The sequence below is a fragment of the Acidovorax sp. Root568 genome (assembly GCF_001427445.1).
Taxonomy (GTDB): Bacteria; Pseudomonadota; Gammaproteobacteria; order Burkholderiales; family Burkholderiaceae_C; genus Acidovorax; species Acidovorax delafieldii.
Genome location: NZ_LMGP01000015.1, coordinates 432,853 through 454,588, shown reverse-complemented (window position 1 = coordinate 454,588; position 21,736 = coordinate 432,853). Strand labels below are relative to the sequence as shown.

At 58.3% G+C, this 21,736-nt stretch carries 21 protein-coding genes and 1 tRNA gene; 19 read left to right on the top strand and 3 right to left on the bottom strand.

Annotated features, from left to right (window positions below):
* Positions 1–68: 68 nt before the first annotated feature.
* Positions 69–389: an SWIB/MDM2 domain-containing protein gene (locus ASD75_RS13910; protein ID WP_015014555.1), complete on the bottom strand. Its 321-nt coding sequence runs from the start codon at positions 387–389 to the stop codon at positions 69–71.
* A 434-nt stretch (positions 390–823) separates the two neighbouring features.
* Here ASD75_RS13910 and rraA point away from each other — a divergent pair, with 434 nt between their 5' ends.
* Positions 824–1,345, top strand: a complete 522-nt coding sequence (gene rraA, locus ASD75_RS13905; protein ID WP_056746458.1) for a ribonuclease E activity regulator RraA — start codon at positions 824–826, stop codon at positions 1,343–1,345.
* Positions 1,346–1,421: 76 nt separating this feature from the next.
* Here rraA and ASD75_RS13900 read toward each other — a convergent pair whose 3' ends face one another.
* Positions 1,422–2,387 (bottom strand): DMT family transporter, encoded by a 966-nt coding sequence (locus ASD75_RS13900; RefSeq protein ID WP_200947600.1) that lies wholly within the window; start codon positions 2,385–2,387, stop codon positions 1,422–1,424.
* A 39-nt stretch (positions 2,388–2,426) separates the two neighbouring features.
* Between ASD75_RS13900 and ASD75_RS13895 the strand changes: the two genes are divergently transcribed.
* From ASD75_RS13895 to ASD75_RS13830, 14 genes are all read left to right on the top strand, one after another.
* Complete coding sequence (locus ASD75_RS13895) at positions 2,427–2,849, top strand: gamma-glutamylcyclotransferase (protein ID WP_056746456.1); 423 nt, start codon at positions 2,427–2,429, stop codon at positions 2,847–2,849.
* A gap of 252 nt (positions 2,850–3,101) precedes the next feature.
* The gene (aceA, locus tag ASD75_RS13890; RefSeq protein WP_055402695.1) at positions 3,102–4,433 is read left to right on the top strand and encodes an isocitrate lyase; all 1,332 of its coding nucleotides are present in this window, start codon (positions 3,102–3,104) and stop codon (positions 4,431–4,433) included.
* 230 nt (positions 4,434–4,663) lie between these two features.
* Positions 4,664–5,449 carry a hypothetical protein gene (locus ASD75_RS23735; protein WP_156401019.1) on the top strand — a complete coding sequence of 262 codons (786 nt, stop codon included), beginning with the start codon at positions 4,664–4,666 and terminating at the stop codon, positions 5,447–5,449.
* A 96-nt stretch (positions 5,450–5,545) separates the two neighbouring features.
* Positions 5,546–6,460, top strand: coding sequence for a glycosyltransferase family 32 protein (locus ASD75_RS13880; protein WP_082565023.1), 915 nt, complete (start codon positions 5,546–5,548; stop codon positions 6,458–6,460).
* A gap of 525 nt (positions 6,461–6,985) precedes the next feature.
* On the top strand, positions 6,986–8,905 hold the full coding sequence (gene thrS, locus ASD75_RS13875; protein WP_056746450.1) for a threonine--tRNA ligase: 1,920 nt from the start codon (positions 6,986–6,988) through the stop codon (positions 8,903–8,905).
* Positions 8,906–8,985: 80 nt separating this feature from the next.
* Complete coding sequence (gene infC, locus ASD75_RS13870; RefSeq protein ID WP_082565022.1) at positions 8,986–9,594, top strand: translation initiation factor IF-3; 609 nt, start codon at positions 8,986–8,988, stop codon at positions 9,592–9,594.
* 183 nt (positions 9,595–9,777) lie between these two features.
* The gene (gene rpmI / locus ASD75_RS13865) at positions 9,778–9,981 is read left to right on the top strand and encodes a 50S ribosomal protein L35 (RefSeq protein ID WP_008904041.1); all 204 of its coding nucleotides are present in this window, start codon (positions 9,778–9,780) and stop codon (positions 9,979–9,981) included.
* A gap of 26 nt (positions 9,982–10,007) precedes the next feature.
* On the top strand, positions 10,008–10,367 hold the full coding sequence (gene rplT, locus ASD75_RS13860; protein WP_005795139.1) for a 50S ribosomal protein L20: 360 nt from the start codon (positions 10,008–10,010) through the stop codon (positions 10,365–10,367).
* Positions 10,368–10,468: 101 nt separating this feature from the next.
* On the top strand, positions 10,469–11,521 hold the full coding sequence (gene pheS, locus ASD75_RS13855) for a phenylalanine--tRNA ligase subunit alpha (RefSeq protein ID WP_056063795.1): 1,053 nt from the start codon (positions 10,469–10,471) through the stop codon (positions 11,519–11,521).
* 72 nt (positions 11,522–11,593) lie between these two features.
* On the top strand, positions 11,594–14,041 hold the full coding sequence (gene pheT, locus ASD75_RS13850) for a phenylalanine--tRNA ligase subunit beta (protein WP_056746445.1): 2,448 nt from the start codon (positions 11,594–11,596) through the stop codon (positions 14,039–14,041).
* A 25-nt stretch (positions 14,042–14,066) separates the two neighbouring features.
* On the top strand, positions 14,067–14,393 hold the full coding sequence (locus ASD75_RS13845; protein WP_056063789.1) for an integration host factor subunit alpha: 327 nt from the start codon (positions 14,067–14,069) through the stop codon (positions 14,391–14,393).
* Positions 14,394–14,490: 97 nt separating this feature from the next.
* Positions 14,491–14,925, top strand: coding sequence for a MerR family transcriptional regulator (locus ASD75_RS13840; RefSeq protein WP_056746443.1), 435 nt, complete (start codon positions 14,491–14,493; stop codon positions 14,923–14,925).
* A gap of 30 nt (positions 14,926–14,955) precedes the next feature.
* A tRNA-Pro gene (locus ASD75_RS13835) sits at positions 14,956–15,032 on the top strand.
* Between the two features lie 236 nt (positions 15,033–15,268).
* Positions 15,269–15,580 carry a single-stranded DNA-binding protein gene (locus tag ASD75_RS13830; RefSeq protein WP_056746726.1) on the top strand — a complete coding sequence of 104 codons (312 nt, stop codon included), beginning with the start codon at positions 15,269–15,271 and terminating at the stop codon, positions 15,578–15,580.
* A gap of 81 nt (positions 15,581–15,661) precedes the next feature.
* On the opposite strand, the gene ASD75_RS13825 is transcribed toward ASD75_RS13830, so the two are convergent.
* The gene (locus ASD75_RS13825; protein WP_056746441.1) at positions 15,662–15,844 is read right to left on the bottom strand and encodes a hypothetical protein; all 183 of its coding nucleotides are present in this window, start codon (positions 15,842–15,844) and stop codon (positions 15,662–15,664) included.
* Positions 15,845–16,500: 656 nt separating this feature from the next.
* Here ASD75_RS13825 and ASD75_RS13815 point away from each other — a divergent pair.
* From ASD75_RS13815 to ASD75_RS13800, 4 genes are all read left to right on the top strand, one after another.
* A complete protein-coding gene (locus ASD75_RS13815; RefSeq protein ID WP_056746437.1) occupies positions 16,501–17,580 on the top strand; it encodes a hypothetical protein in 1,080 nt (359 codons plus the stop codon).
* 283 nt (positions 17,581–17,863) lie between these two features.
* Positions 17,864–18,301, top strand: coding sequence for a hypothetical protein (locus ASD75_RS23925; RefSeq protein WP_200947599.1), 438 nt, complete (start codon positions 17,864–17,866; stop codon positions 18,299–18,301).
* A gap of 86 nt (positions 18,302–18,387) precedes the next feature.
* Positions 18,388–20,148 carry a DUF927 domain-containing protein gene (locus ASD75_RS13805; protein WP_082565021.1) on the top strand — a complete coding sequence of 587 codons (1,761 nt, stop codon included), beginning with the start codon at positions 18,388–18,390 and terminating at the stop codon, positions 20,146–20,148.
* 154 nt (positions 20,149–20,302) lie between these two features.
* A complete protein-coding gene (locus ASD75_RS13800) occupies positions 20,303–21,586 on the top strand; it encodes a phage/plasmid replication protein, II/X family (protein WP_162251092.1) in 1,284 nt (427 codons plus the stop codon).
* Positions 21,587–21,736 lie beyond the last annotated feature (150 nt).

The following is a 21,736-nucleotide window of genomic DNA, read 5'->3' as shown; positions in this document are numbered from 1 at the left end:
ATGGGCGTAAAAAAACCGGCAGAGCCGGTTCTTTTACGGGTGCGACGCGGGTCGCAAAGCGCCAGGGCTTACTTGACGTGCTTGCCGATCAGGCCAGCCAGTTCAAACATGGAGACCTGGGGCTTGCCGAACAGCTCCTTGAGCTTGGCGTCGGCGTTGATGTTGCGCTTGTTGGTGGCGTCCTGCAGGTTGTTGGCCTTGATGTAGACCCACAGCTTGCTGATGATCTCCGTGCGCGGCAGAGGTGCCGAGCCCACCACAGCGGCCAGCGCGGGGCTGGGCGTGAGCGCCTTCATGAAAGCGGCGTTAGGGGTCCGCTTCTTGGCGGGTGCAGCGGCCTTCTTGGCTGCTGGGGCTGTGGTTGCCGGAGCTTTTTTTGCAGTTGCCATGTTGGGTTGTCCTTGTTGGGAATAAATTTTTACCAGCGAAAACGACGCTTTCCCACTGGCAGGCTGATGCTAATGGGAAAAAAACGCGTTTCCAAGGGAGAAACGGCTTTTTTTGCCTCGATTTGTAGCGGTGGCGCCGCGCACCCCGCAGCAATAGGCCGCCAAGGCGCGCCAGGCTTGACAAAGACGCGGTAGAGGGCGGGTTTCAAGTGCGGTTCCCGGGGGCATCTTCTGGGTGCGGCGTTGGGCACCGCGTCTGGGGTGGCTGCTGCTGCAGCACAATCTTGCACAACAGATTTGCCGCTCAACGAACGCGGCTCGCCCGCAGGCGTGTGCCGCAGCGAGGGGGCGTTCGGTGTGGGGTCCGTGCTCGCCTCTGCCGTTGGTGCGGGTTTGATTGTTGAAACCGTCTGATTGACTGAAAGGATCTTGGAATGGCTGCAGCTTCGCCTCTTCCCCTCACGCCGTTTGCCACCTGCGACTTTTGTGACGTCCACAAGGGCGACACCAGCGGTGCGTTCCGCGTGCTGCCCCCGGTGTTCCAGAGCTTTGGGGGCGTTGCCGCGTTTGCGGGCCCCGTCACCACCGTCAAGTGCCACGAGGACAACACCCAGGTCAAGGCGGCTGTCGAGTCAGCAGGCGAGGGCCGGGTGCTGGTGGTGGATGGCGGCGGTTCTCTGCGCCGGGCCCTGGTGGGCGGCAACCTGGCGGCAGCCGCCGCCCGCAATGGCTGGGCCGGCATCGTGGTGGACGGCTGTGTGCGTGACGTGGCCGAGCTGAACGCGGAAGCCGTCGGCATCCGCGCGCTGGCGCTGATGCCGCTGCCCACCGAGCGACGTGGCGAGGGGCAACGCGATGTGGCTGTGTCGATCCAGGGCGTGCCTGTGCGCCCCGGCGACTGGCTGTATGCCGATGCCGATGGCATCGTGGTCAGTGCGCAGCCCTTGCACGCCTGAGTCCGGCCTTCTCTGGTTCTGCCCAGTCTGTCCAGTCCCCGTGGTGGGATGGTGAAGACGGTTGCCGAAGGGCCAGTCAGTCGGCGCTGCCGCTCCGCCGCCCTACGCGCAGTGCCGCGCGCGAGGGCAGGGTGGCCAGCAATACGCTGGCCAGGGCAATGACAAAGGCGACCAGTTGCAGGCCCGTCAATACCTCGCCCAAAAACAGCACGCCCACCAGTGCAGCACTCACCGGCAGCATGACCGAGAAAACACCGCCTTGCGCAGCGGGCACGGCCTTGAGCCCGGTCATCCACAGCCACACCGTCCACATGCAGGCGGCCAGCGCATAAAACAGCAGCAATAGCCAGGTGCCCCATCCCACCGAGGCAAACGGGAAGTCCAGCGCCAGGTACAGGCCAAACGGTGTCGTCAGCACAAAGCCCCACAGGTTGATGAGCGAGGTGATGCGCTTGGGCCCCAGGCTGCCGGTCAGCTTCTTGCCGATCACCGTGTAGGCGGCCTCGCAAATCACTGCCCCCAGCAGCAGCATTTGGCCCCACCAGGCATGGTTTGCAGTGTTTTTGGCTCTAAGCGCAGGTTCCATATGCGCTGCGTGCTCTGGTTTTGATAGTGAGAACAGGGCAATGCCAATCACCGCACAGAGCACCGCCATCCAGGTGCGAGGCGCCACCCGTTCACCCAGAAATGCCCATCCCATCAATGCCACGGCTGCAGGAATGGCTGCCATGGTCACCCCTGCGGAGACAGCGTCGGTCAGGCTCACGCCATAGATCATGCAGATGGTGAACAGAAAGTTGCCCAGAAAGGACTCCAGGAACAGCAGCCGTTTGGTCTGCGGCGTCAGTGGCGGCTCGTTGTCGGGCTTCTTGAGCCAGTGCAGCATCGCGATGCCCCCGATGCCAAAGCGCATCCAGGCCAGCAAGAGCACGGGCAGCACGGCTGCCAGGGGTTTGGAGAGTGCCACATAACTGCCCACCAGCGACATGCTGAGGGCCAGGCACACATAGGCGAAAGGGCGGCTGGGAGCGGGCGTATTCACTAGACTGGGGCGCTGTTCAATCAAAAACGACTGCGCATCATGCCCGAGCCTTCTTTGCCTGCTGGCACCCCACGCCATGTGTTTGTATACGGCACCTTGCGCCGCGGTGGGTCGAACGACATCACGCGCTTGTTGCCTGCGCCACACTGGGTGGGTTTTGCGCATGTGCCGGGAGTGTTGTTTCACCTGGGGGCTTATCCGGGCATGACGCTGGGTGGCGATCAGCCGGTGCATGGCGAGGTGTACGCCATCGAGCCTGCGCTGGAGGAGGTTCTGGATGCCATTGAAGGGTTGACCGGAGATCACCCCACCGACGAATACCTCAAGCGCGAGATCGTGGTGACAGTTGAGGGCCAACGGCTGTCTTGTCTGGTGTACGAGATCCATCCCCGATACACAGAGGGCGCACGCCGGATCGAACATGGCGACTGGCTCAGGGCAGTTGGCACTGCACCTCCCTGAAATATCACAATACGAAAGTTAAATTTCTTGATGCGGAATGCGATAGATGTTGCATTGCCGCAATTTTTCTCGATATGAGAAATCAATTTCTGTATTGAGAAATCACGTGGTTAAGTGGTTGTTTTGAAAGAAGAAAATTTATCTCTTCTATAAGACATAAGAGCTTGCACAAGTCTTATAGAAGACTTAAAGTTGTCTTCAAGGGCGGCACACAGCAGCCCGGCGTTTTCAACCAACCCCTGGAGTGATCTCATGCCCCAATCCCTCAACGAACAACTGAGCCGCGAACAGCAAATTGCCGCCCTGGAAAAAGACTGGGCGACCAACCCCCGCTGGAAGGGTGTGAAGCGCGGTTACTCCGCTGCCGACGTGGTGCGTCTGCGTGGTTCGCTGCCTATCGAGCACACGCTGGCCAAGCGCGGCGCTGAAAAGCTGTGGGACAAGATCAACGGCGGCGCCAAGAAGGGCTATGTGAACGCATTCGGCGCGATCTCCGCCGGCCAGGCCATGCAGCAGGCCAAGGCAGGCCTCGAAGCCGTGTACCTGTCGGGCTGGCAAGTGGCCGCTGACGGCAACACGTCCGAGACCATGTACCCCGACCAGTCGCTGTACGCCTACGACTCGGTGCCCACCATGGTTCGCCGCATCAACAACACCTTCAAGCGCGCCGACGAAATCCAGTGGGGCCGTGGCATCAACCCCGGCGACAAGGAATTCATCGACTACTTCCTGCCCATCGTGGCGGACGCGGAAGCCGGTTTCGGCGGCGTGCTGAACGCCTTCGAACTCATGAAGAACATGATTCAGTCGGGCGCTGCTGGCGTTCACTTCGAAGACCAGCTGGCCGCTGTCAAGAAGTGCGGCCACATGGGTGGCAAGGTGCTGGTGCCTACGCAGGAAGCCTGCGAAAAGCTGATCTCCGCACGTTTTGCTGCTGACGTGATGGGCGTGTCCACCATCGTGCTGGCCCGCACCGACGCCGAAGCCGCCAACCTGATCACGTCCGACCACGACGCCAACGACAAGCCCTTCCTGACCGGCGAGCGCACGCAAGAAGGCTTCTACCGCGTGAAGAACGGCCTGGAACAAGCCATCAGCCGCGGCGTGGCCTACGCTCCCTATGCCGACCTGGTGTGGTGCGAAACCGGCGTGCCAGACATCGGCTTCGCCCGTGAATTTGCGCAAGCTGTGCACGCAGCCTGCCCTGGCAAGCTGCTGTCGTACAACTGCTCGCCCTCGTTCAACTGGAAGAAGAACCTCAACGACAAGCAGATTGCGTCGTTCCAGGAAGACCTGTCGGCTCTGGGCTACAAGTACCAGTTCATCACGCTGGCCGGTATCCACATCAACTGGTTCAACACCTTCCAGTTCGCCCATGCCTACGCCCAGGGCGAAGGCATGAAGCACTACACCGAAATGGTGCAGGAACCTGAATTCGCAGCACGCGAAAAGGGCTACACCTTCGTGTCGCACCAGCAGGAAGTGGGCGCAGGCTACTTCGACGACGTGACCACGGTGATCCAGGGCGGCTCGTCCTCTGTGAAGGCCCTGACGGGTTCGACCGAAGAAGAGCAGTTCCACTGAGATGGAGTTTCAGCCTCTGCCTATCGGCAGGGGGAAGCTGGAAGCCCGGGCGACCCCCGGGCTTTTTTGTTGTGAACTGGCGTCATGAAAAGGTGCTGTCCTTCCAGCGCGAATGCAGAATTGGGTGCTTTTGTTCCTCCGACTGATATAACCACCAAGCGCCACTCCCCATTTCGAGTTACATCGAACCAAAGCGAAGCAGAGCTGCGCTAGAGGGTGCTTTTGCAAGCGTGTATGACCCGTTGATCCTGGCGGCTTTTAATCGAAAGATATTGCGGATGACCCCGAGTGAGGTAGTGGAAAAAGCGGAGACCCTTCGGGCGCAGGGATGTGTCGTGTTGCCGGGGTTGTTCCCGTTGAGTCAAGTCGAGTGGGCCAGGGCGTTGGTCTTGGGCAACCTTGGTTTTCTGAAGCAAACACGTCCCCATCCATCGGCGCGTCATCTTGCAGGTTTTCATCGGTATCCGGATCTGGAGCCGCTTCACACCTGGATCTCTGGAAACGCACAGATACTGGAAGTGCTGGGTGCGGCATCAGGCGCGGGAAGGCCGCGATCAATCGGTCTGAGCGACATCACCGTCAACCGATCACAAGCGTGGCATGTGGATTTGCTGAGGGGGAAATATCAGCATCACCTCACTACAGATTTGTGTTGGGGGACCGATGGCGGCGGCGTGTACAAAGCGCTGGTGTACTTGCAGGCTGGCAAAAACCTGAAGGTCGTACCCGGTGCCCATGTGGTTCCGCGTTCACTCGACAAGGACTCCGCCAGCGAGCCCGCTGACTCAGCGCTGATTCAGTCCCTCGTTGTGGAGGCAGGAGACGTGATCTTGATGGATATCAGGCTGCCACATTGCGGCTCGTCGGAGGAAGAGCTGGCCAGGACCGTGTACCTTGGGGGCGCTCAGAAAATCTTGCTCTCCACAGTGCTGGGTGCGCACCACCGGTCGCTGACAAGGGCAATGGAGATTGGTAATTTTGCAAGGCTGCAGGATTGGGATGCGGCGCATCCGTGAAACATGCCGAAGATCTTGCAGCTGCACCTGTTATAGCGATGGGCACGGATGTTGATCGCCTGCGGTCTTCGGGCACTTCTGGCTGACGGGTGAGAAATGCTGTTGACCAGTATTTTTCTCAGTCCGTCAGGGCTGTCTGATGGGGAGCCCTTGCCACCGCTGATCCTTGAAAACATCCGGTCGTTCCAGAGGAGACATCCCCGAATCCCTCACAAGTTGTTTGGGCAGGAAGAGCTGACGGCATTCATCGAGCAAAAATTCTCTTCGGAGGTAGTGAACGCTTTTGTGCAGCTGAAGCCTTTGGCGTACAAGGCGGACTTGGCTCGTTACTGCGTCATGTATGAACATGGCGGTGTCTACGCAGATCTCTCGTATTTTTTTTTGCGTTCACTGCCCGTTGACGCACATCGTGTAATCGTGTTCCGCGATTTCATGTGGTCGTCGCCGTGGGATACAAGCAATGGCGTGTTTTCCGCTCCCCCTAAACACAAGGTCTTCGAAGCTGCCATCCAGATGATCTGCGCTAACGTGCGTCGCGGCTACTATGGGAATACACCGCTGTGTCCCACGGGGCCAGCGCTTTTTGGCAAGGCGTTGGCCATGGTGTGCGAGCCCCAAGATCTTGTCACGGGTGTAGCGGGTCTGGTCGGCAAAGACCTGGTCGCGAGAGCAGCCCGAGACATTGATCTCCCTACCGATGAAAAGGCGCATTGTTTGATCTTGCGTGATGGGATCGTTGCCGTTAAAAGAAAGCGGATGGGGTCGCCAGGTCTGTTGGACTTCGGGGTTGCCGGTGGTAGTGGGTATTCCGACCTGTGGCGACGGCGCGATATTTACGCCACCGATGTAGATGCGTCAGCTGGATTCGACGTTGGACGCAGTGCGCAGGATGAGAAGTTTCGCGGCGACCATGGAGTGTCCATGCCTTGGAGTGTTGCCGACTGGTTCGACACCGCGCCCAGGGCGTCCCCTGGGTTCTTGCACCGACTGATCGCTAAGTTGCGGCGTTGAGTGAAGGAGGCTTGATATTTGCTCTCGCCTGCAGGTGGTTATGTGCGTGGCATTCGCGGTGTGCTCTGGTGCGGGGGGGGGGGCGGATTCTGGGTCGCGGCACCTATCGGGCCAAAACGCGGGGGGATCGCAAACTCATCGCTGTCGAGTGTGCCGAAATCCGACGAGGCGACTGTTGCTCCACGCCCGGATGGTCTTTGCCAGATTCGCGCGCGGTGTTGACGACACATTACTCTGTAGCACAAACGCCATTCGAGAGAGGTAAATGCGCAGCGTTTGGATGCAGATTTCTAGTCGAGGGTAAAATGAAGCACTGTTTCATTGAATAAGAGCGAGAAAGGCAATCTGGTTATGACACCGCGAACTACATCGGAGATGTTGACCGGCCGTTGAGGCCGGCTGTTCGCGCCTGCACGAGATTGCACACACCTCCAAAAAGCGCGGACCTGTTCCGCGCTTTTTTGTTTCCTGGGCCTGGCGCGTGCCCGCACCCATTGCACTGATTGAAAAGAAAGAGTTACTCCCATGATTCACATCACGCTTCCTGACGGTTCGCAGCGCGAATTTCCGGGCCCTGTCACGGTGGCCGAAGTGGCTGCCTCTATTGGCTCGGGTCTGGCAAAAGCTGCTTTGGCGGGGAAGATCGGTGACAAGGTGGTAGACACCAGCTACCAGATCACGGCCGACAGTCCGCTGTCCATCATCACTGCCAAGGATGCAGACGGTCTCGAGGTGATCCGGCACTCTACTGCGCACTTGTTGGCTTATGCCGTCAAGGAGCTGTTTCCTGACGCGCAGGTCACCATCGGCCCGGTGATCGAAAACGGTTTCTATTACGACTTTGCCTACAAACGCCCCTTCACGCCTGAAGACCTGGTGGCGATTGAAAAGCGCATGGCCGAACTGGCATCCAAGGACGAGCCGGTGGTGCGCCGCGTGCTGCCGCGTGACGAGGCCGTGGCGTATTTCAAGGGCCTGGGTGAGCACTACAAGGCCGAAATCATTGCCAGCATCCCCAGCAACGAAGACGTGAGCCTGTACCGCGAAGGCAATTTCGAAGACCTGTGCCGCGGCCCCCACGTGCCCAGCACCGGCAAGCTCAAGTTCTTCAAACTCATGAAGGTGGCAGGCGCCTACTGGCGTGGCGATCATCGTAATGAGATGCTTCAGCGGGTCTATGGCACGGCCTGGGCCACCAAGGATGAGCTGCAGCAGTATTTGACGATGCTGGAGGAGGCAGAAAAGCGCGACCACCGCAAACTCGGCCGCGAGCTGGATCTGTTCCACATCGACGAACACTCGCCTGGCACAGTGTTCTGGCACCCCAAGGGCTGGACGGTGTGGCAGGAGGTGGAGCAGTACATGCGCCGCGTGTACCGCGACAACGGCTACCAGGAGGTCAAGGGGCCGCAGATCCTGGACCAGGGCCTGTGGGAGAAAACCGGGCACTGGGACAAATACCGCGAGAACATGTTCGTCACGGAATCGGAAAAGCGCGACTACGCGCTCAAGCCGATGAACTGCCCTGGGCACATCATCATTTTCAAGCAAGGTATCAAGAGCTACCGCGACCTGCCTTTGCGGTTTGGTGAGTTCGGCCAATGCCACCGCAACGAGCCGACCGGGGGGCTGCACGGCATCATGCGCGTGCGTGCTTTCACACAGGACGACGGCCACATCTTCTGTACCGAAGACCAGATCCAGTCCGAAGTCGTGGCGTTCACCACGTTGCTGCAGAAGGTTTACAAGGACTTCGGGTTCACGGACATCATCTACAAGCTGTCCACACGGCCTGAGAAGCGAATCGGTAGTGAGGAAAGCTGGGACCGCGCCGAGAACGCCTTGGCTGAGGGTCTAAGGGCATCCGGTTGCGAATTTGAATACCTGCCCGGAGAGGGCGCCTTTTACGGTCCCAAGATCGAATACACGCTCAAGGACGCGCTGGGGCGCCCCTGGCAGTGCGGCACGATTCAGGTGGATCCGAATATGCCCGAGCGCTTGGACGCAGAGTTTGTGGGCGAAGATGGCGCCCGCCATCGGCCCATCATGCTGCATCGCGCCATCGTTGGAAGCTTGGAGCGCTTCATTGGCATTCTGATCGAGCAGCACGCGGGTGCCTTGCCTACATGGCTCGCTCCCGTGCAGGTCTCGGTGCTGAACATCACTGACGCTCAGTCCGATTACTGTCGTGAAATCGCAGCAAAACTGCAAAAAGCGCTGCCCAATCAAGGCCTTAGGGTGGCCCTGGATCTGCGCAATGAGAAGATTACGTATAAAATACGGGAGCATTCGATGCAAAAGCTGCCCTACATCCTCGTCGCAGGCGACAAGGAAAAGGCAGCCGGCGCCGTTGCAGTGCGAGCCCGGGGTAATCGTGATCTCGGCGTGATGTCTGTGGATGCGTTCATTGAATTGATCGCTAGTGACATCGCCACCAAAGCCTGATTTTGAACACAAAACTGCTTTGCCGCTCGCGGACTGTGCGGAAGTAGCTACTTTATTTGTAGCATTTTGATTCAAGGAAGATAGCCATCGCTACTGAATTTCGTGATCGTCGCCACCGGGAAGAGCGCAAGCACCGCCTGAACCGTGAAATCATGGCCCCGGAAGTCCGCCTTTCCGGGCCAGACAACGAGCCTTTGGGGGTTGTCAGCCTCATGGAGGCCTTGCGCATGGCCGGTGAGCTGGACGTGGATCTGGTGGAAATCGCCGCTACGGCGAATCCGCCGGTATGCCGCCTCATGGACTACGGCAAGTTCAAGTACCAAGAGCAAAAGCGTGCGGCAGAAGCCAAAGCCAAGCAGACGGTCATTGAGATCAAGGAAGTCAAGTTCCGCCCCGGGACGGACGATGGCGACTACAACATCAAGATGCGCAACATTCGCCGCTTTTTGGCGGAAGGTGACAAGTGCAAGATCACGCTGCGGTTCCGCGGTCGTGAAATCACGCACCAGGAACTCGGCTTGGCCTTGCTGAACCGGATTCGTGACGAGTTGGCTGACAGCATCATCATTGAGCAGTTTCCTAAGTTGGAAGGCCGCCAGATGATCATGATGATTGCTCCGGGCAAGAAGAAGCCCGCGGCCAAGCCAGCGGCTGAAGGCGCGGCCCCTGCAACGGGTGCGGCGGCGTAGGTTTGCCAATCAGTGTCAGATTTTGAGCGCCACGCCCGAAGGGGCGGGGTGTTTGAAAAGGTGGGGCTTTCGAGCACTGCCGACCGGAAGGTGAAAGCCTTTCGATAAAAGTGGCTCGGGGCCAACAAGTTTGCAGATCGGTTTGCAAACGCCTCACGAGCACAACGAAAAAGGAGCATTCACATGCCCAAAATGAAGACCAAGAGCAGCGCGAAAAAACGTTTCCGCGTTCGTCCAGGTGGTACCGTCAAGCGCGGTCAAGCCTTCAAACGTCACATCTTGACCAAGAAGACCACCAAGAACAAGCGCCATCTGCGTGGTGCGGTTGCTGTGCACGAGACCAATATGGGCTCGATTTCACAGATGCTGCCCGGCATGGGCGTTTAATTTACTGACGAACAAGGAGTACATACATGCCTCGCGTCAAACGTGGTGTAACGGCCCGTGCCCGTCACAAGAAAGTTCTCGCCCTTGCCAAGGGTTTCCGTGGTCGCCGCGGTAACGTCTTCCGTATCGCCAAACAGGCGGTAATGAAGGCTGGGCAATATGCCTACCGTGACCGCCGCACCAAGAAGCGCGTGTTCCGCCAGTTGTGGATCGCCCGTATCAACGCCGCTGCCCGTGAACTGGGCCTGACCTACAGCCAGTTCGCCAACGGCCTGAAGAAGGCATCCATCGAGATCGACCGCAAGATGCTGGCCGACCTCGCAGTGCACGACAAGGCTGCCTTTGGCAGCATCGTGGAGCAAGTCAAGGCCAAGCTGGCTGCTTGAGTTCACGATGAGCGGCTATCGTTCTGATAGCTGCTTGCGCAATAACAGCAAGGGCTAGGGCTTGAAAAGGCACTAGCCCTTGTTCATTTTCAAGAGTCGATATGAACGAGTTGGATTCCCTGGTCGAGAGCGCGACGCAACTGTTTGCCCAAAGCGCAACCCCTGCTGACCTCGAAAACGCCAAGGCGCAGTTTCTGGGCAAGTCAGGTCGCGTGACCGAGCTCATGAAGGGCATGGCGCAGCTGTCCGTCGAGGAAAAGAAATCCCGCGGCGCAGCCATCAACGTTGCCAAGCAGGCCATCGAGGCTGCGCTGACCGCTCGCCGCCAAGCTCTGGCCGATGCCGAACTTCAATTGCAGCTCAAGGCCGAAGCACTGGACGTGAGCCTGCCAGGCCGTCAGCGCGGGCAGGGTGGTTTGCACCCGGTGTCGCTCACGCTTGAACGCATCCAGGGCATCTTCGGTTCCATGGGTTTTGACGTCGCCGAAGGTCCTGAGATCGAGACCGACTGGTTCAACTTCACTGCACTGAATACGCCGGAAGACCATCCTGCGCGGTCCATGCATGACACGTTCTATGTGGAGGGCGGCACTGCCACCGCTCCCAACCTGCTGCGCACACACACCAGCCCCATGCAGATCCGCCATGCAGTCCAGCATGTCAAAAAGCATCGGGCTGCGCTCGATGCCGGTCAGGCGATGCCCGAGATCCGCGTCATTGCCCCCGGCCGTACCTACCGCGTGGACAGCGACGCCACGCACTCGCCCATGTTTCACCAGTGCGAAGGTCTCTGGATTGGTGAGAACGTGAGTTTCAAGGACCTGAAAGTCATCTTCACGGATTTCTGCCGCACGTTCTTCGAGAGCGACGATCTCGTGTTGCGCTTTCGCCCCAGTTTCTTCCCGTTCACAGAGCCCAGCGCCGAGATCGATATCCAGTTCCAGACGGGCCCGCTGGCAGGCCGTTGGCTCGAAGTGGCTGGCTCGGGCCAGGTGCACCCCAACGTGGTGCGCAACATGGGTCTTGACCCTGAGAAGTACATCGGCTTTGCATTCGGCATGGGACCCGACCGCCTGACTATGCTGCGCTATGGCGTCAATGACCTGCGCCTGTTCTTTGACGGCGACATCCGCTTCCTGTCGCAGTTCCAGTAAAGCCCGCCGACTTCGCGCCGCGCGCGTGCCCTGTGGCCGTGCTGCGCACCTTCCGTACAAGAGTGTCCGACTATGCAATTTCCTGAATCCTGGTTGCGTGAGTTCTGCAACCCCCCTTTGACGACGGCCGAGCTGGCCGAAACGCTGACGATGGCCGGTCTGGAGGTGGAAGAGCTGCGCCCCGTGGCCCCGCCTTTCACCAAGATCGTGGTGGGTGAGATCAAGGAGGCGGTACAGCACCCAGACGCCGACCGCCTGCGTGTGTGCCAGGTGGACGTGGGGCAGGGCGCCCTGCTGAACATCGTTTGTGGTGCGCCCAATGCCCGCGTGGGTATCAAGGTGCCTTGCGCACTGGTGGGTGCCGAGCTCCCGCCGGGTGACGATGGCAAACCTTTCCTCATCAAGGTGGGCAAACTGCGCGGCGTGGAAAGCCAAGGCATGTTGTGCTCCGCCCGTGAGCTCAAACTGTCAGAGGACCATGGCGGTCTGCTCGAGCTCGACGCCTCTGCACCCGTGGGCCAGGACATCCGCGAACACCTGAACCTGGACGACACGCTGTTCACGCTCAAGCTCACGCCCAATCTTGCCCATTGCCTGAGCGTCTATGGCATCGCGCGGGAAGTGTCCGCATTGACGGGTACGCCGCTGAAAAATCCATCGTTCCCTGCCGTGGCCGCAAAGCTGGCGGACAAACTGCCCGTCAAAGTGAGCGCGCCTGACCTGTGTGGCCGTTTCTCCGGCCGCATCGTGCGCAACGTGAATACGCGGGCTGCCACGCCTCAGTGGATGCTCGATCGCCTGGCACGCTGCGGCCAGCGTGGTGTGTCGCCGCTGGTAGACATTTCCAACTATGTGATGTTTGAGTTGGGGCGTCCTTCGCATATTTTTGACCTGGACAAGATCCATGGTGGCCTGGACGTGCGCTGGGGAAAGCCGGGTGAGCAGCTGAAGCTGCTCAATGGCAACACCATCACGGTGGATGACAAGGTGGGCGTGATCGCCGATGACAGCCAGGTGGAATCGCTGGCGGGCATCATGGGCGGAGACGCCACGGCGGTGTCTGATGACACCCGGAACATCTATATCGAGGCGGCTTTCTGGTGGCCCAAGGCGGTGGCAGGCCGTTCGCGCCGCTTCAACTTCTCGACGGATGCCGGCCATCGTTTTGAGCGCGGCGTGGATCCGAGCCTGACGGTGGAGCACATCGAGCGCATTACCCAACTCGTCATCGATATCTGCGGTACGGCCGATACGGCATGCGGCCCTATGGACGACCAAGTGGTGAACTTGCCAGTGCCACAGCCTGTCACGCTGCGCGTGGCGCGTGCTGCCAAGGTCATCGGCATGCCGCTGACGCAGGTGCAATGCGCCGACGCGCTGACCCGCCTGGGCCTGCCGGTGGTGCAGGGCGACGGTGCGCTCACGGTCACGCCGCCGTCGTTCCGTTTCGATATCACCATCGAGGAAGACCTGATCGAAGAAGTGGCCCGTATGGTGGGCTACAACAACCTTCCGACCACTCCACCGCTGGCACCCATTACGCCCAAGCTAGCGCTCGAGGCCACGCGCAGCCCGTTTGCGGTGCGCCGTTCGCTGGCAGCCCTGGGGTATCAGGAAACGATCAATTTCAGCTTTGTGGAAGAGCGTTGGGAGCACGAGTTGGCCGCCAACCCGCAACCCATCAAGCTGCTCAATCCGATCGCAAGTCAGATGAGCGTGATGCGCTCGACTTTATTGGGTTCTCTGCTACAAGTTTTGAAGTTCAACCTGGACCGCAAGGCCGAGCGGGTGCGCGTCTTCGAACTGGGCCGTGTGTTCCTGCGCGACGGCGGCGTGCGCAACACCGACACCACGGTCGAAGGCTTTCACCAGCCCATGCGCGTGTCGGGACTGGCGTATGGTCCGAACGACATGCTGCAGTGGGGGCGCATGGATCAGGCCATCGACTTCTTTGATGTGAAGGGGGACGTGGAAGCGCTTCTGGCCCCCCTGCGCGCAACGTTCGAGCCCGGCACCCACCCTGCCATGCACCCTGGCCGTTGCGCCCGCGTGCTGGTCGATGGGCGTGCTATTGGCTTCGTGGGCGAATTGCATCCACAGTGGCGCCAGTCGTGGGACCTGCCTCAGGCACCTGTGATGTTCGAACTGGAGCTTGACGCCGTGCTGCAGCGTGTGGTGCCTCAGTTCAAGCCGGTGACCAAACACCAGGCTGTCGAGCGCGATTTGGCCGTGGTGGTGGCAGAGCGCGTGACGCACGCCGACATCATGGGTGCGGTAGAGCAGGCCGTTCCGGGTGGCATGCTCCGCTCTGCCGCGCTATTTGACGTGTATCGGCCCAAGGCGCTGCGGGCGGGCGAAGAGGCGCCTGCGGGTGGCTTGGCCCCCGGCGAGAAGAGCCTGGCCGTGCGCCTCACTCTGGGGCGCGATGAAGCCACGCTCACTGAGGCAGAAATCGACGCAGCGATGCAATCCGTGATCACTCAGTTGACGCAGCGCACGGGCGCCCGTCTGCGGGTGTGATGATGTCCAAGGGGAGTGACGAGCCATGATCGAATTCGCAGTTGAAAGCCTGGAAACACCGGCACTGACCAAGGCGCAGTTGGCGGATCTGTTGTTCGATCAGATCGGCTTGAACAAGCGCGAGTCCAAGGACATGATCGATGCCTTCTTCGACTTGATTGCCCAAAGCCTTGTCGAAGGCAAGGACGTGAAGCTTTCGGGGTTTGGTAACTTTCAGATCCGGACCAAGGCTCCCCGTCCCGGGCGCAATCCCCGCACGGGCGAGGCCATACCCATCAAGGCGCGTCGCGTGGTGACTTTCCATGCCAGCAGCAAGCTCAAGGAGCAGATTCAGACGGCCGCTGTTGCGTGAGTTTGTGCTGTTTTTGTTGCCAAGATGTTCTTGGTGGCTGGCGGTGCAGGCTGGTCTGCAGTACGCTTGAAAGCTTTCCCGTTTGAACACGCATCTCATGGGCACCACCCTCCCTTCCATTCCCGCCAAGCGATACTTCACGATTGGTGAGGTTGCGGAGCTGTGCGGCGTCAAACCGCATGTTTTGCGTTACTGGGAGCAGGAGTTCACGCAGCTGCGGCCCATGAAGCGGCGTGGCAACCGGCGTTATTACCAGCACCATGAGGTGCTGATGATTCGCCGCATCCGTGATCTGCTGTACGACCAGGGCTTCACCATCAGTGGAGCGCGCAATCGCCTGCAAGAGCTTGCACATGCTGCGCGAGAAGTTGTTGGGTCGGACGAGGCTTCTCTGCCGCAGGACGCAGAGCCACCCAGCATGCTGGTGGACAGCGCGCGCGACCTTTCTATCGTTGCTGCGGGCTTCTCCCTGGATTCCAACGCAGTGCGCCAAGAATTATTTGAAATTCGTGCGCTACTTTCTCTGAACTGAGCTTTTTTCTGCATATAATCTAAGTCTTGTCGGCGTGTAGCGCAGCCTGGTAGCGCACTTGCATGGGGTGCAAGGGGTCGCGAGTTCGAATCCCGCCACGCCGACCATTGATAGCAAAAGCCCAGAGCCGAAAGGTTCTGGGCTTTTTTGCTTTTCTCCTCCGCTGGTTTCAACGGCGTCAGCGTTGCGGTTCGGTGGTGGCGCATCGCTCCCTGCACACACTGTGCTTGCGTGCCGTGCGTGCGGCGACGTCAGGCGCCCTTGCCGGTGGCATCGGCAGTGCAGTGATGACGGGGCCTGGGAGGGGCGCAACAACACGCCCACGATGGGCATGGAGACCTTCATGATTGATGGCTTGGTAGCCGGACGGCTTTACGGTGAGGCGGAGCGCCGCACTGACAAAGCGGGCAAGGCCTACACACTGGCGAAGGTGAGAGCCAGCACGGCAGAGGGCGAAGTGCTTTTCATCAACGTCATCGCCTTTGACGAGGGTCTCTGCGCGTCGCTTCACCAGTTGCGCGACGGTGATTCGGTGGCGCTTTCCGGCAGCTTGAATCCTCGTGTCTGGACGGACAAACAAGGCAACGCGAGGCCCGCGCTGGATATGGTGGCACACCGGCTGATCAGCCTGCCGCTCTCTGGCATCGAGCAGTAGGCATATGCGGCGCAAGCTGTGTCATGGGATGACACGCAGAGCAGGGCGCGCCCACAAGCGCACCCGGACCAGGCGCTGTACCTAGCCTGTCTTGCGAGGGCTGCCTTTGGGTGTGGGCGCGAAGCCCAATGCTTTGAGCTCATCCTCGCTCATGTGTAGCTCTGTCAATTCGGGCTGGCGCGCCTCGATGGCTCGGCGCCGCTCGAAATTGGTGGGAGGACCTTTTTCTTCCTGGCGGCGATCCTTGCCGGTGCGGCGGTCCATGCTGCCTCTGCGTTCGACACTCATGATGGTGCTGGTAGTGGAGGTGTGAGACTTTGGTGTGCGGCCTGTCGCCAGTTGACCGGGCAACCTGTGGTGGCAAGCTGAAGCGCACAGTCTGCATCAGTTGCCGATGTTTGCAAACACCTAAGCTGCCATCTGCGGATGGAACACACGCGCGACACCATTGTTGACGATGGCGGTGGGCGCACCAAGTGGCGGCCCATCCTGTTGGCAGCGCTGTATCGCATGTCCCGGCAGTGGGTTGATCTGCGCCACCCACTGGTCGCACCGCCAGTTTTTGTTGTCCGGCGGTGGGCTGGGCTGTTGCTCCGGAGCGGCCAATGAAAAACCCCTGCACCTTGCGATACAGGGGTTTTCATTTGGTGCCGGAGAGATGAATCGAACACCCGACCTTCTCATTACGAACTCCAGCACTAACTGCTTCCAATTGTTGCCAATTACTGTCTTCACTCTAGACGGTGCGATTTTAGCAGCCCGCAACAATCGGGATTTATGCCGAAATTTGGCAGCAACTGTGACATAGCTGTGACGCGATGGGTGTGGGCTAATCTGCCGCAGCGTGTTGCTTGAAGCAACGCGAAGACATTGGTCGCCTCGTCTGATCTCCTAGACTGGTGGACTATCGGAGCCGTCGAATGTCCCAACAACATACAACACCATCTGAGTCCGAGCACAACAGGACCGCCCAGCAATGGGCCTGGCAATTCCTTCGCCGCAATCCTGAGTACGTCGCTGCCTACGAGTTGATCTCATCGCTGACGCAAGAGCAGTTCGATCAACTCAGTTGTTTAGTTGCGCTGCGCAAGGGATTACTCCCAAGCGAGGACCTGCTCGATGAGTCTGTTATCTGTACGCTAGACCTCCGATTTTTCGACGATAAATACCTTGAAGATGTGGATGATCCAGGCGAAACGGTTGAAGAGTATCGCGCTAAAGCTGCCGGGATGATGGAAACGGACGAGCAGCTAGAACTCATCGTTTCCCAGCGCTTCTGGCTGGAAACCTACTGCCTGCGCAGTTGGATTGACCCAATAAAAAACACGGAGCTAGATGCCGAGACTGCCGCTGGCATTTGGGCTCACCATCCATTCATCGAATGGGGGCTTGCGAGTGCGCCTTGGCTTCCTTTGTTGGATGGAGTGGACCCTGATAACTTTCGTCCCATGCATCGGTCTGGCCGCAGCTTCAATGCCAGTTCAAAGCGTGTTGAAACGAAGGGGCCAATGGTGAAGGGGGCCGATGGGAACATGTTCATCCGTAGTGCCACGGTTTGGGGGCACGGCTACGAATTACCTGTCTTGGGCATTTCCGAGGTCGATGTGAGGTTTGATCTGAACTTACCTTTGAAATTTCAGATCGCACGCGCCAAAGAAGAACTACAAAAGCATCAAAAGTTGCTTCGCAACGCCAAGATGCTGAGTTCGTATCCAGGTCAAGCTGACAGACACGGTATCTATCAAGAGTACCTTTTGATCCTTGATCGGTTGAAAGAGGGCGCTACGCTGACTAGCCTCACTTTGGAACTGAAGCCCGTAAGGGAGAAAAAGGTGAGGCGGCGCAGAGGAAAAAACACTGAGCCTGTGCCGGTGAGTGTGATTTTCGACCCAGCGAACCCACTGCACGACAAAGAGAAGATCACGGAATCAGTGCGCCAAAAGATGGTCAGAGCCCGCAGATTGCAGGATCGAGACTACAAGGCACTGGCCTTCTTGTAGATACCTGCGCTTTCGTTCTCCGTAGACCATGCTGGCGCGTGTCGTCACGTTGTCACGGGCAAACACGAGGGCACGATTCCTGAATTGCTCAGCCTGGTGGCAGCGCGACCCGCTGCATCACGAACTCAAGGTGCTGTGCGCAATGGTTGCGCGCACGACCCATAGAGCAACTCGATTCACCGCTCACTTCTGGCGGCTGAAATCGTTCGTGTGACGCAAAACTTACCCTAGTTTGCGTCACTGTTTCCGTGCTCGAAAGCTGGAAAAGTTTGGGTGTCAGCAAGTGCTGATCAACAACTTTTTTAAGGAGTACGGTGTGAAGAATTTCCCGGCGATTTCGCCTGCAACCCATCTTTCCGGTCGCTGCCGCACGGCAGGCCGTTCCGCATTTTTTTCGTTCCTTCAGGAAACCAACCAGCGCGCCAAGCCAGCCACGGCCAGCGCCACGGCTTTCGCGCAAATGCCTCCCGCAATCACTTGGCTGACCGTCGCCCAGATGGCAGTCAAGTATCCGGCCTGGAGCGAGAACTCGCTGCGCGCACTGATCTTTGCTTCTAAAGACCGTGTTGCCGCAGTTCGCAAAGGTACCCAGAACATCATCCCCGGCAATGGTTTGGCGGCGGCAATTCGCCGCGTTGGTCGTCGCGTCCTCATCAACGAGAAAGAGTTTTTGGACTGGGTCGATCAGCAGGGCATCAAGGAACGTCAAGCACGCTGCTAAGCAGAGCACTGTAAAGACTCATTGAGCGCGGAAATCAATCAACAACACAAATCGCTTTCTTGCACCTGCCAAGGGCAATCCTAACTATGAAAAACACCACCGTAAAGAACGTCCAAGCTTCTCGGGCCACTAAGCCTCCTGTTTCGCGTACTCCCAGCAGACCCAGCACCTCGCACATTGCTGCCTGCGAACTTCCTCCGAGTGTCAAACATGTCTACCAAGCCGTTGACGCGAATGGCAATGAGCTCGGATCAGTCGTCGTGGAGGCACTTGATGCCAAGGGCCGCCAGTTTTACAGCCGCCTTGATCTCATGCAAATCGCACAGGGCCGCAACGACGAAATCGCCCGCTTGGCAGTGCAGGCCGGCATGCATGACTACCTTTCCACAAAGCGTTTGCGCGAGCTTGGCGCCGCTTTCCTGCAACACATCGGATCAGCCATTCATTTGGTTGACCGCGATGGCTTTGGTCAGGTCAAAGATCAGGGCATTGAGTACCGCTTCTACGTGCATCGCGGGGTGATTCACACCTTGGGCACGAAACCTTCGATCAAGGTTGCATGCGTGCCAAGCAGCGAGCAAAAATTGATGCCACCGTCGTGTGAGCTGCAAACGTGGAATGACCACATTGGAAAGCACCTCAAAGGCAATCCAATTATGTTGATTGCGGTGCTCGCGGCCCTTGCGTCAGCGATGCACCGCGCCTTCAATTTGCCCCGGTTGATCTTGATGATCGTTGGCCAAAGTAGCCAAGGCAAAACTACGGTACAGCAAATTGCTCAGTCGGCGCGCGAACAGGCGCGTGAGATCGAAAACTGCGCTGGCACGGCCAACGGCATTCGTGCTCGTTTGGAACAATACCAAGACTGTCCGGCTTTTCTTGACGAACTCCACCTTGCGGAGAACTTGGACGGTTTGGTGAAGCTGATTTTCCTTGTTGGTAATAGCGCTAGCCGCAAAACTAGTGCTGCCGATCAAAAGGCGCATGAAGCGCCACCATTGACCTGCGGACTTATTGCCGCGTCAGAGAAAACTCTGGCGGAGATCGTCGCCACTTCGAGAACCACACTCACTGAAGGCATCTCTGCACGGCTGCTAGAGGTGGTCGTTTCTGGGAAAAACGGAATCTTCCACAAGATTCCAGAGGGGCTTACTCCTAAGCAATTCTCTGATCAGCTGAAAACAGCGTGCGAGGCATATTACGGCCCGCTCTGGGATGCTTGGGTTTCCGGCTTGTCCCGCAATCACGAAAAAATCTCAGTTCGTCTCCCGGCGAAGTTGCAGGAGGTTGAGGCGGAATTGTGCTCCGAATTTGAGATTACGGATCGTGTTACTACACGCATGGTCCGCGGTCTAGCTGTCTGGGTTTGTGCTGGTCACGCGGCTCTCAAGATGAAACTGCTACAAGTTACTCGCTCCGAAATCATCGACGCGGCAAAGCTGGTTTTGAAAGAGCATGTGACACGCCAGAAGCATGGCACGACACCTGTCGGTGAAAAAGTGATCATGTCGGTACGCAACTTGATCGACCGTAACGCCAACCGCTTTCACTCGCTGTCAATGTTTGGCAGGACCGAGCAAAGCGGGATTTACGGGTATACCAAAGGTGATGGTGAAGACCGCCTGTTTTTGTTTTTGCCTGGGGTTTTTGAAGAGCTTGTGGGCGCTCAATTCGGCACGCAAATGGCCTGCCAGAAGTTGCTTGATGCTGGGTACCTGTTTGCAGATTCGGAAGGTTTTCAGCGTCAGTTTCGTCTTCCCCAGAGTGGTCAGGCGAAGGGTATGCGCAAGCGCTTCTACGCAGTCAAAGCATCCATCTGCTACGAATCCCTCGCTGAACCAACGTAGACGGTTGTCACGTTGTCACACCAATTTCTGAGCCATACGAATAAGTCAGCGCCGAGGTCGTTAGTAGTGCCGGATCAGCGGCAACAGTCCACTTTTGCGCTCTCTTCAGTAATACGCAACAAACCACGAATACATTCAATCTTGGAAAACGATGATGAAATCTTCAACACATCCTCGCAAGCATCAGCCCATCCCTACCAGCAACCCCCTCTGGTCTTCCAACTCACCAGCGCCAGCGCCAGCAAAACGCGCATCAGTGGCTGTTAGCCGTGCGCACAAGCTCACCGCTGCCAAACGGGCAGTGCAAGAGCAACCAGCCACGGCGGTTAAGCCGACCATGCGCTATCCGCTGGCAACCACGATGGTCAAACCGGCATTGGAATGGAAACCATTCTTTTCATGTCTGATCGATACCGTTGCGGTGCTGATTGATGTGGAGCACAAGTCCCTTCGGAAGATTGCGCAAAACAACCCCAATATCACCTGGAACGGCAACTACCAGCTTGAAGTCCATTCCCCGTTGTTTGCCAAGATCAAAGCCCGTGTCTTCAGCCGTGAAAAGGGCGGGAAGCTGATGATCGAGGCGTCCCTTCCCAAGTTCTTGACTGGCCAGAACATAGTTGGCTTGGAAGAGCTTTTCGAGCCCTGCAAACAACTGATATTTGCAGTCCTTGAGCAGATGAGAATCGAGCCCACAGAAGCAGAACGCCGCAAAATCCACCGCGGAAAATTCGAGATGAAGCGCGTGGACCATGCTCTGCACTGCGACTGCGCAACGCCCGAGCGCGCGGCTGCCGTGATGGCTGCAATCCGCAGCCTGATGTACGCAAAAGCCAAGGACCCCGGTTCCTATGGTGATGAAACCGTCTACGCTGGCCAGCACAGCAACCGTTGGACGTTCAGGATCTATCGCAAGGATTTTGAGATCAAGAAGCGCGGCCGTGGCCTGCCCGCTAACGTCTACTGTCGGGACTATCTGACTGCCAAAGTGCAAAACTGTGCGCGCATGGAACTCGTGTTGCGGGCACCTGAACTCAAGCGCCTTGGTCTGAACGACCCGCTGGCATGGAACGTTGAAGCTGCCCGCCAGCGGATGCAAGTGTGGATCGACCGTCTCTCAACCGCAGGCGGTGTGGTGCCCAACATCGAACATCTCAGCGACCTCACGAGCACTCAACAAATGAAACTGCTCTTGTGGCTTAGCGGACACCGGACGGCATTCACCAACAGTCGCAGCACGTTCGTCGCCACGCGCAAAACTATCTTGGCAAAAACCGGCATTGATATTCGCGGAGAGCCCAGCGTCGAACTTCAGCGTCGTGCCATGCAAACTATTCGTGAGGTTTTGCTCCAGGGTACCGGCTTCAAAAGCTATGCCCACAAGTGGGCTGCCCTTTGCGAAGGTGCTGATGCTGGAGACGCAAACGGCAATAAATGACAAGCGACTCGTTCAGCGCTCCAGTCATCGCCAATATCACAATATGGAATCAATTAAACGCAATTTGGCGCACTTTCGATGGCTGGCGTTGCGACACCACATGCCACCATCAAAAGTCGCTCAAAACGGCCATTTTGGCGATCTCCGGTG

Coding starts and splice junctions, on each gene's coding strand:
- ASD75_RS13910 (WP_015014555.1), bottom strand. CDS start 389: ATGGCAACTGCAAAAAAAGCTCCGGCAACCACAGCCCCAGCAGCCAAG.
- rraA (WP_056746458.1), top strand. CDS start 824: ATGGCTGCAGCTTCGCCTCTTCCCCTCACGCCGTTTGCCACCTGCGAC.
- ASD75_RS13895 (WP_056746456.1), top strand. CDS start 2,427: ATGCCCGAGCCTTCTTTGCCTGCTGGCACCCCACGCCATGTGTTTGTA.
- aceA (WP_055402695.1), top strand. CDS start 3,102: ATGCCCCAATCCCTCAACGAACAACTGAGCCGCGAACAGCAAATTGCC.
- ASD75_RS13880 (WP_082565023.1), top strand. CDS start 5,546: ATGCTGTTGACCAGTATTTTTCTCAGTCCGTCAGGGCTGTCTGATGGG.
- thrS (WP_056746450.1), top strand. CDS start 6,986: ATGATTCACATCACGCTTCCTGACGGTTCGCAGCGCGAATTTCCGGGC.
- rpmI (WP_008904041.1), top strand. CDS start 9,778: ATGCCCAAAATGAAGACCAAGAGCAGCGCGAAAAAACGTTTCCGCGTT.
- rplT (WP_005795139.1), top strand. CDS start 10,008: ATGCCTCGCGTCAAACGTGGTGTAACGGCCCGTGCCCGTCACAAGAAA.
- pheS (WP_056063795.1), top strand. CDS start 10,469: ATGAACGAGTTGGATTCCCTGGTCGAGAGCGCGACGCAACTGTTTGCC.
- pheT (WP_056746445.1), top strand. CDS start 11,594: ATGCAATTTCCTGAATCCTGGTTGCGTGAGTTCTGCAACCCCCCTTTG.
- ASD75_RS13845 (WP_056063789.1), top strand. CDS start 14,067: ATGATCGAATTCGCAGTTGAAAGCCTGGAAACACCGGCACTGACCAAG.
- ASD75_RS13840 (WP_056746443.1), top strand. CDS start 14,491: ATGGGCACCACCCTCCCTTCCATTCCCGCCAAGCGATACTTCACGATT.
- ASD75_RS13830 (WP_056746726.1), top strand. CDS start 15,269: ATGATTGATGGCTTGGTAGCCGGACGGCTTTACGGTGAGGCGGAGCGC.
- ASD75_RS13825 (WP_056746441.1), bottom strand. CDS start 15,844: ATGGACCGCCGCACCGGCAAGGATCGCCGCCAGGAAGAAAAAGGTCCT.
- ASD75_RS13815 (WP_056746437.1), top strand. CDS start 16,501: ATGTCCCAACAACATACAACACCATCTGAGTCCGAGCACAACAGGACC.
- ASD75_RS13805 (WP_082565021.1), top strand. CDS start 18,388: ATGAAAAACACCACCGTAAAGAACGTCCAAGCTTCTCGGGCCACTAAG.
- ASD75_RS13800 (WP_162251092.1), top strand. CDS start 20,303: ATGAAATCTTCAACACATCCTCGCAAGCATCAGCCCATCCCTACCAGC.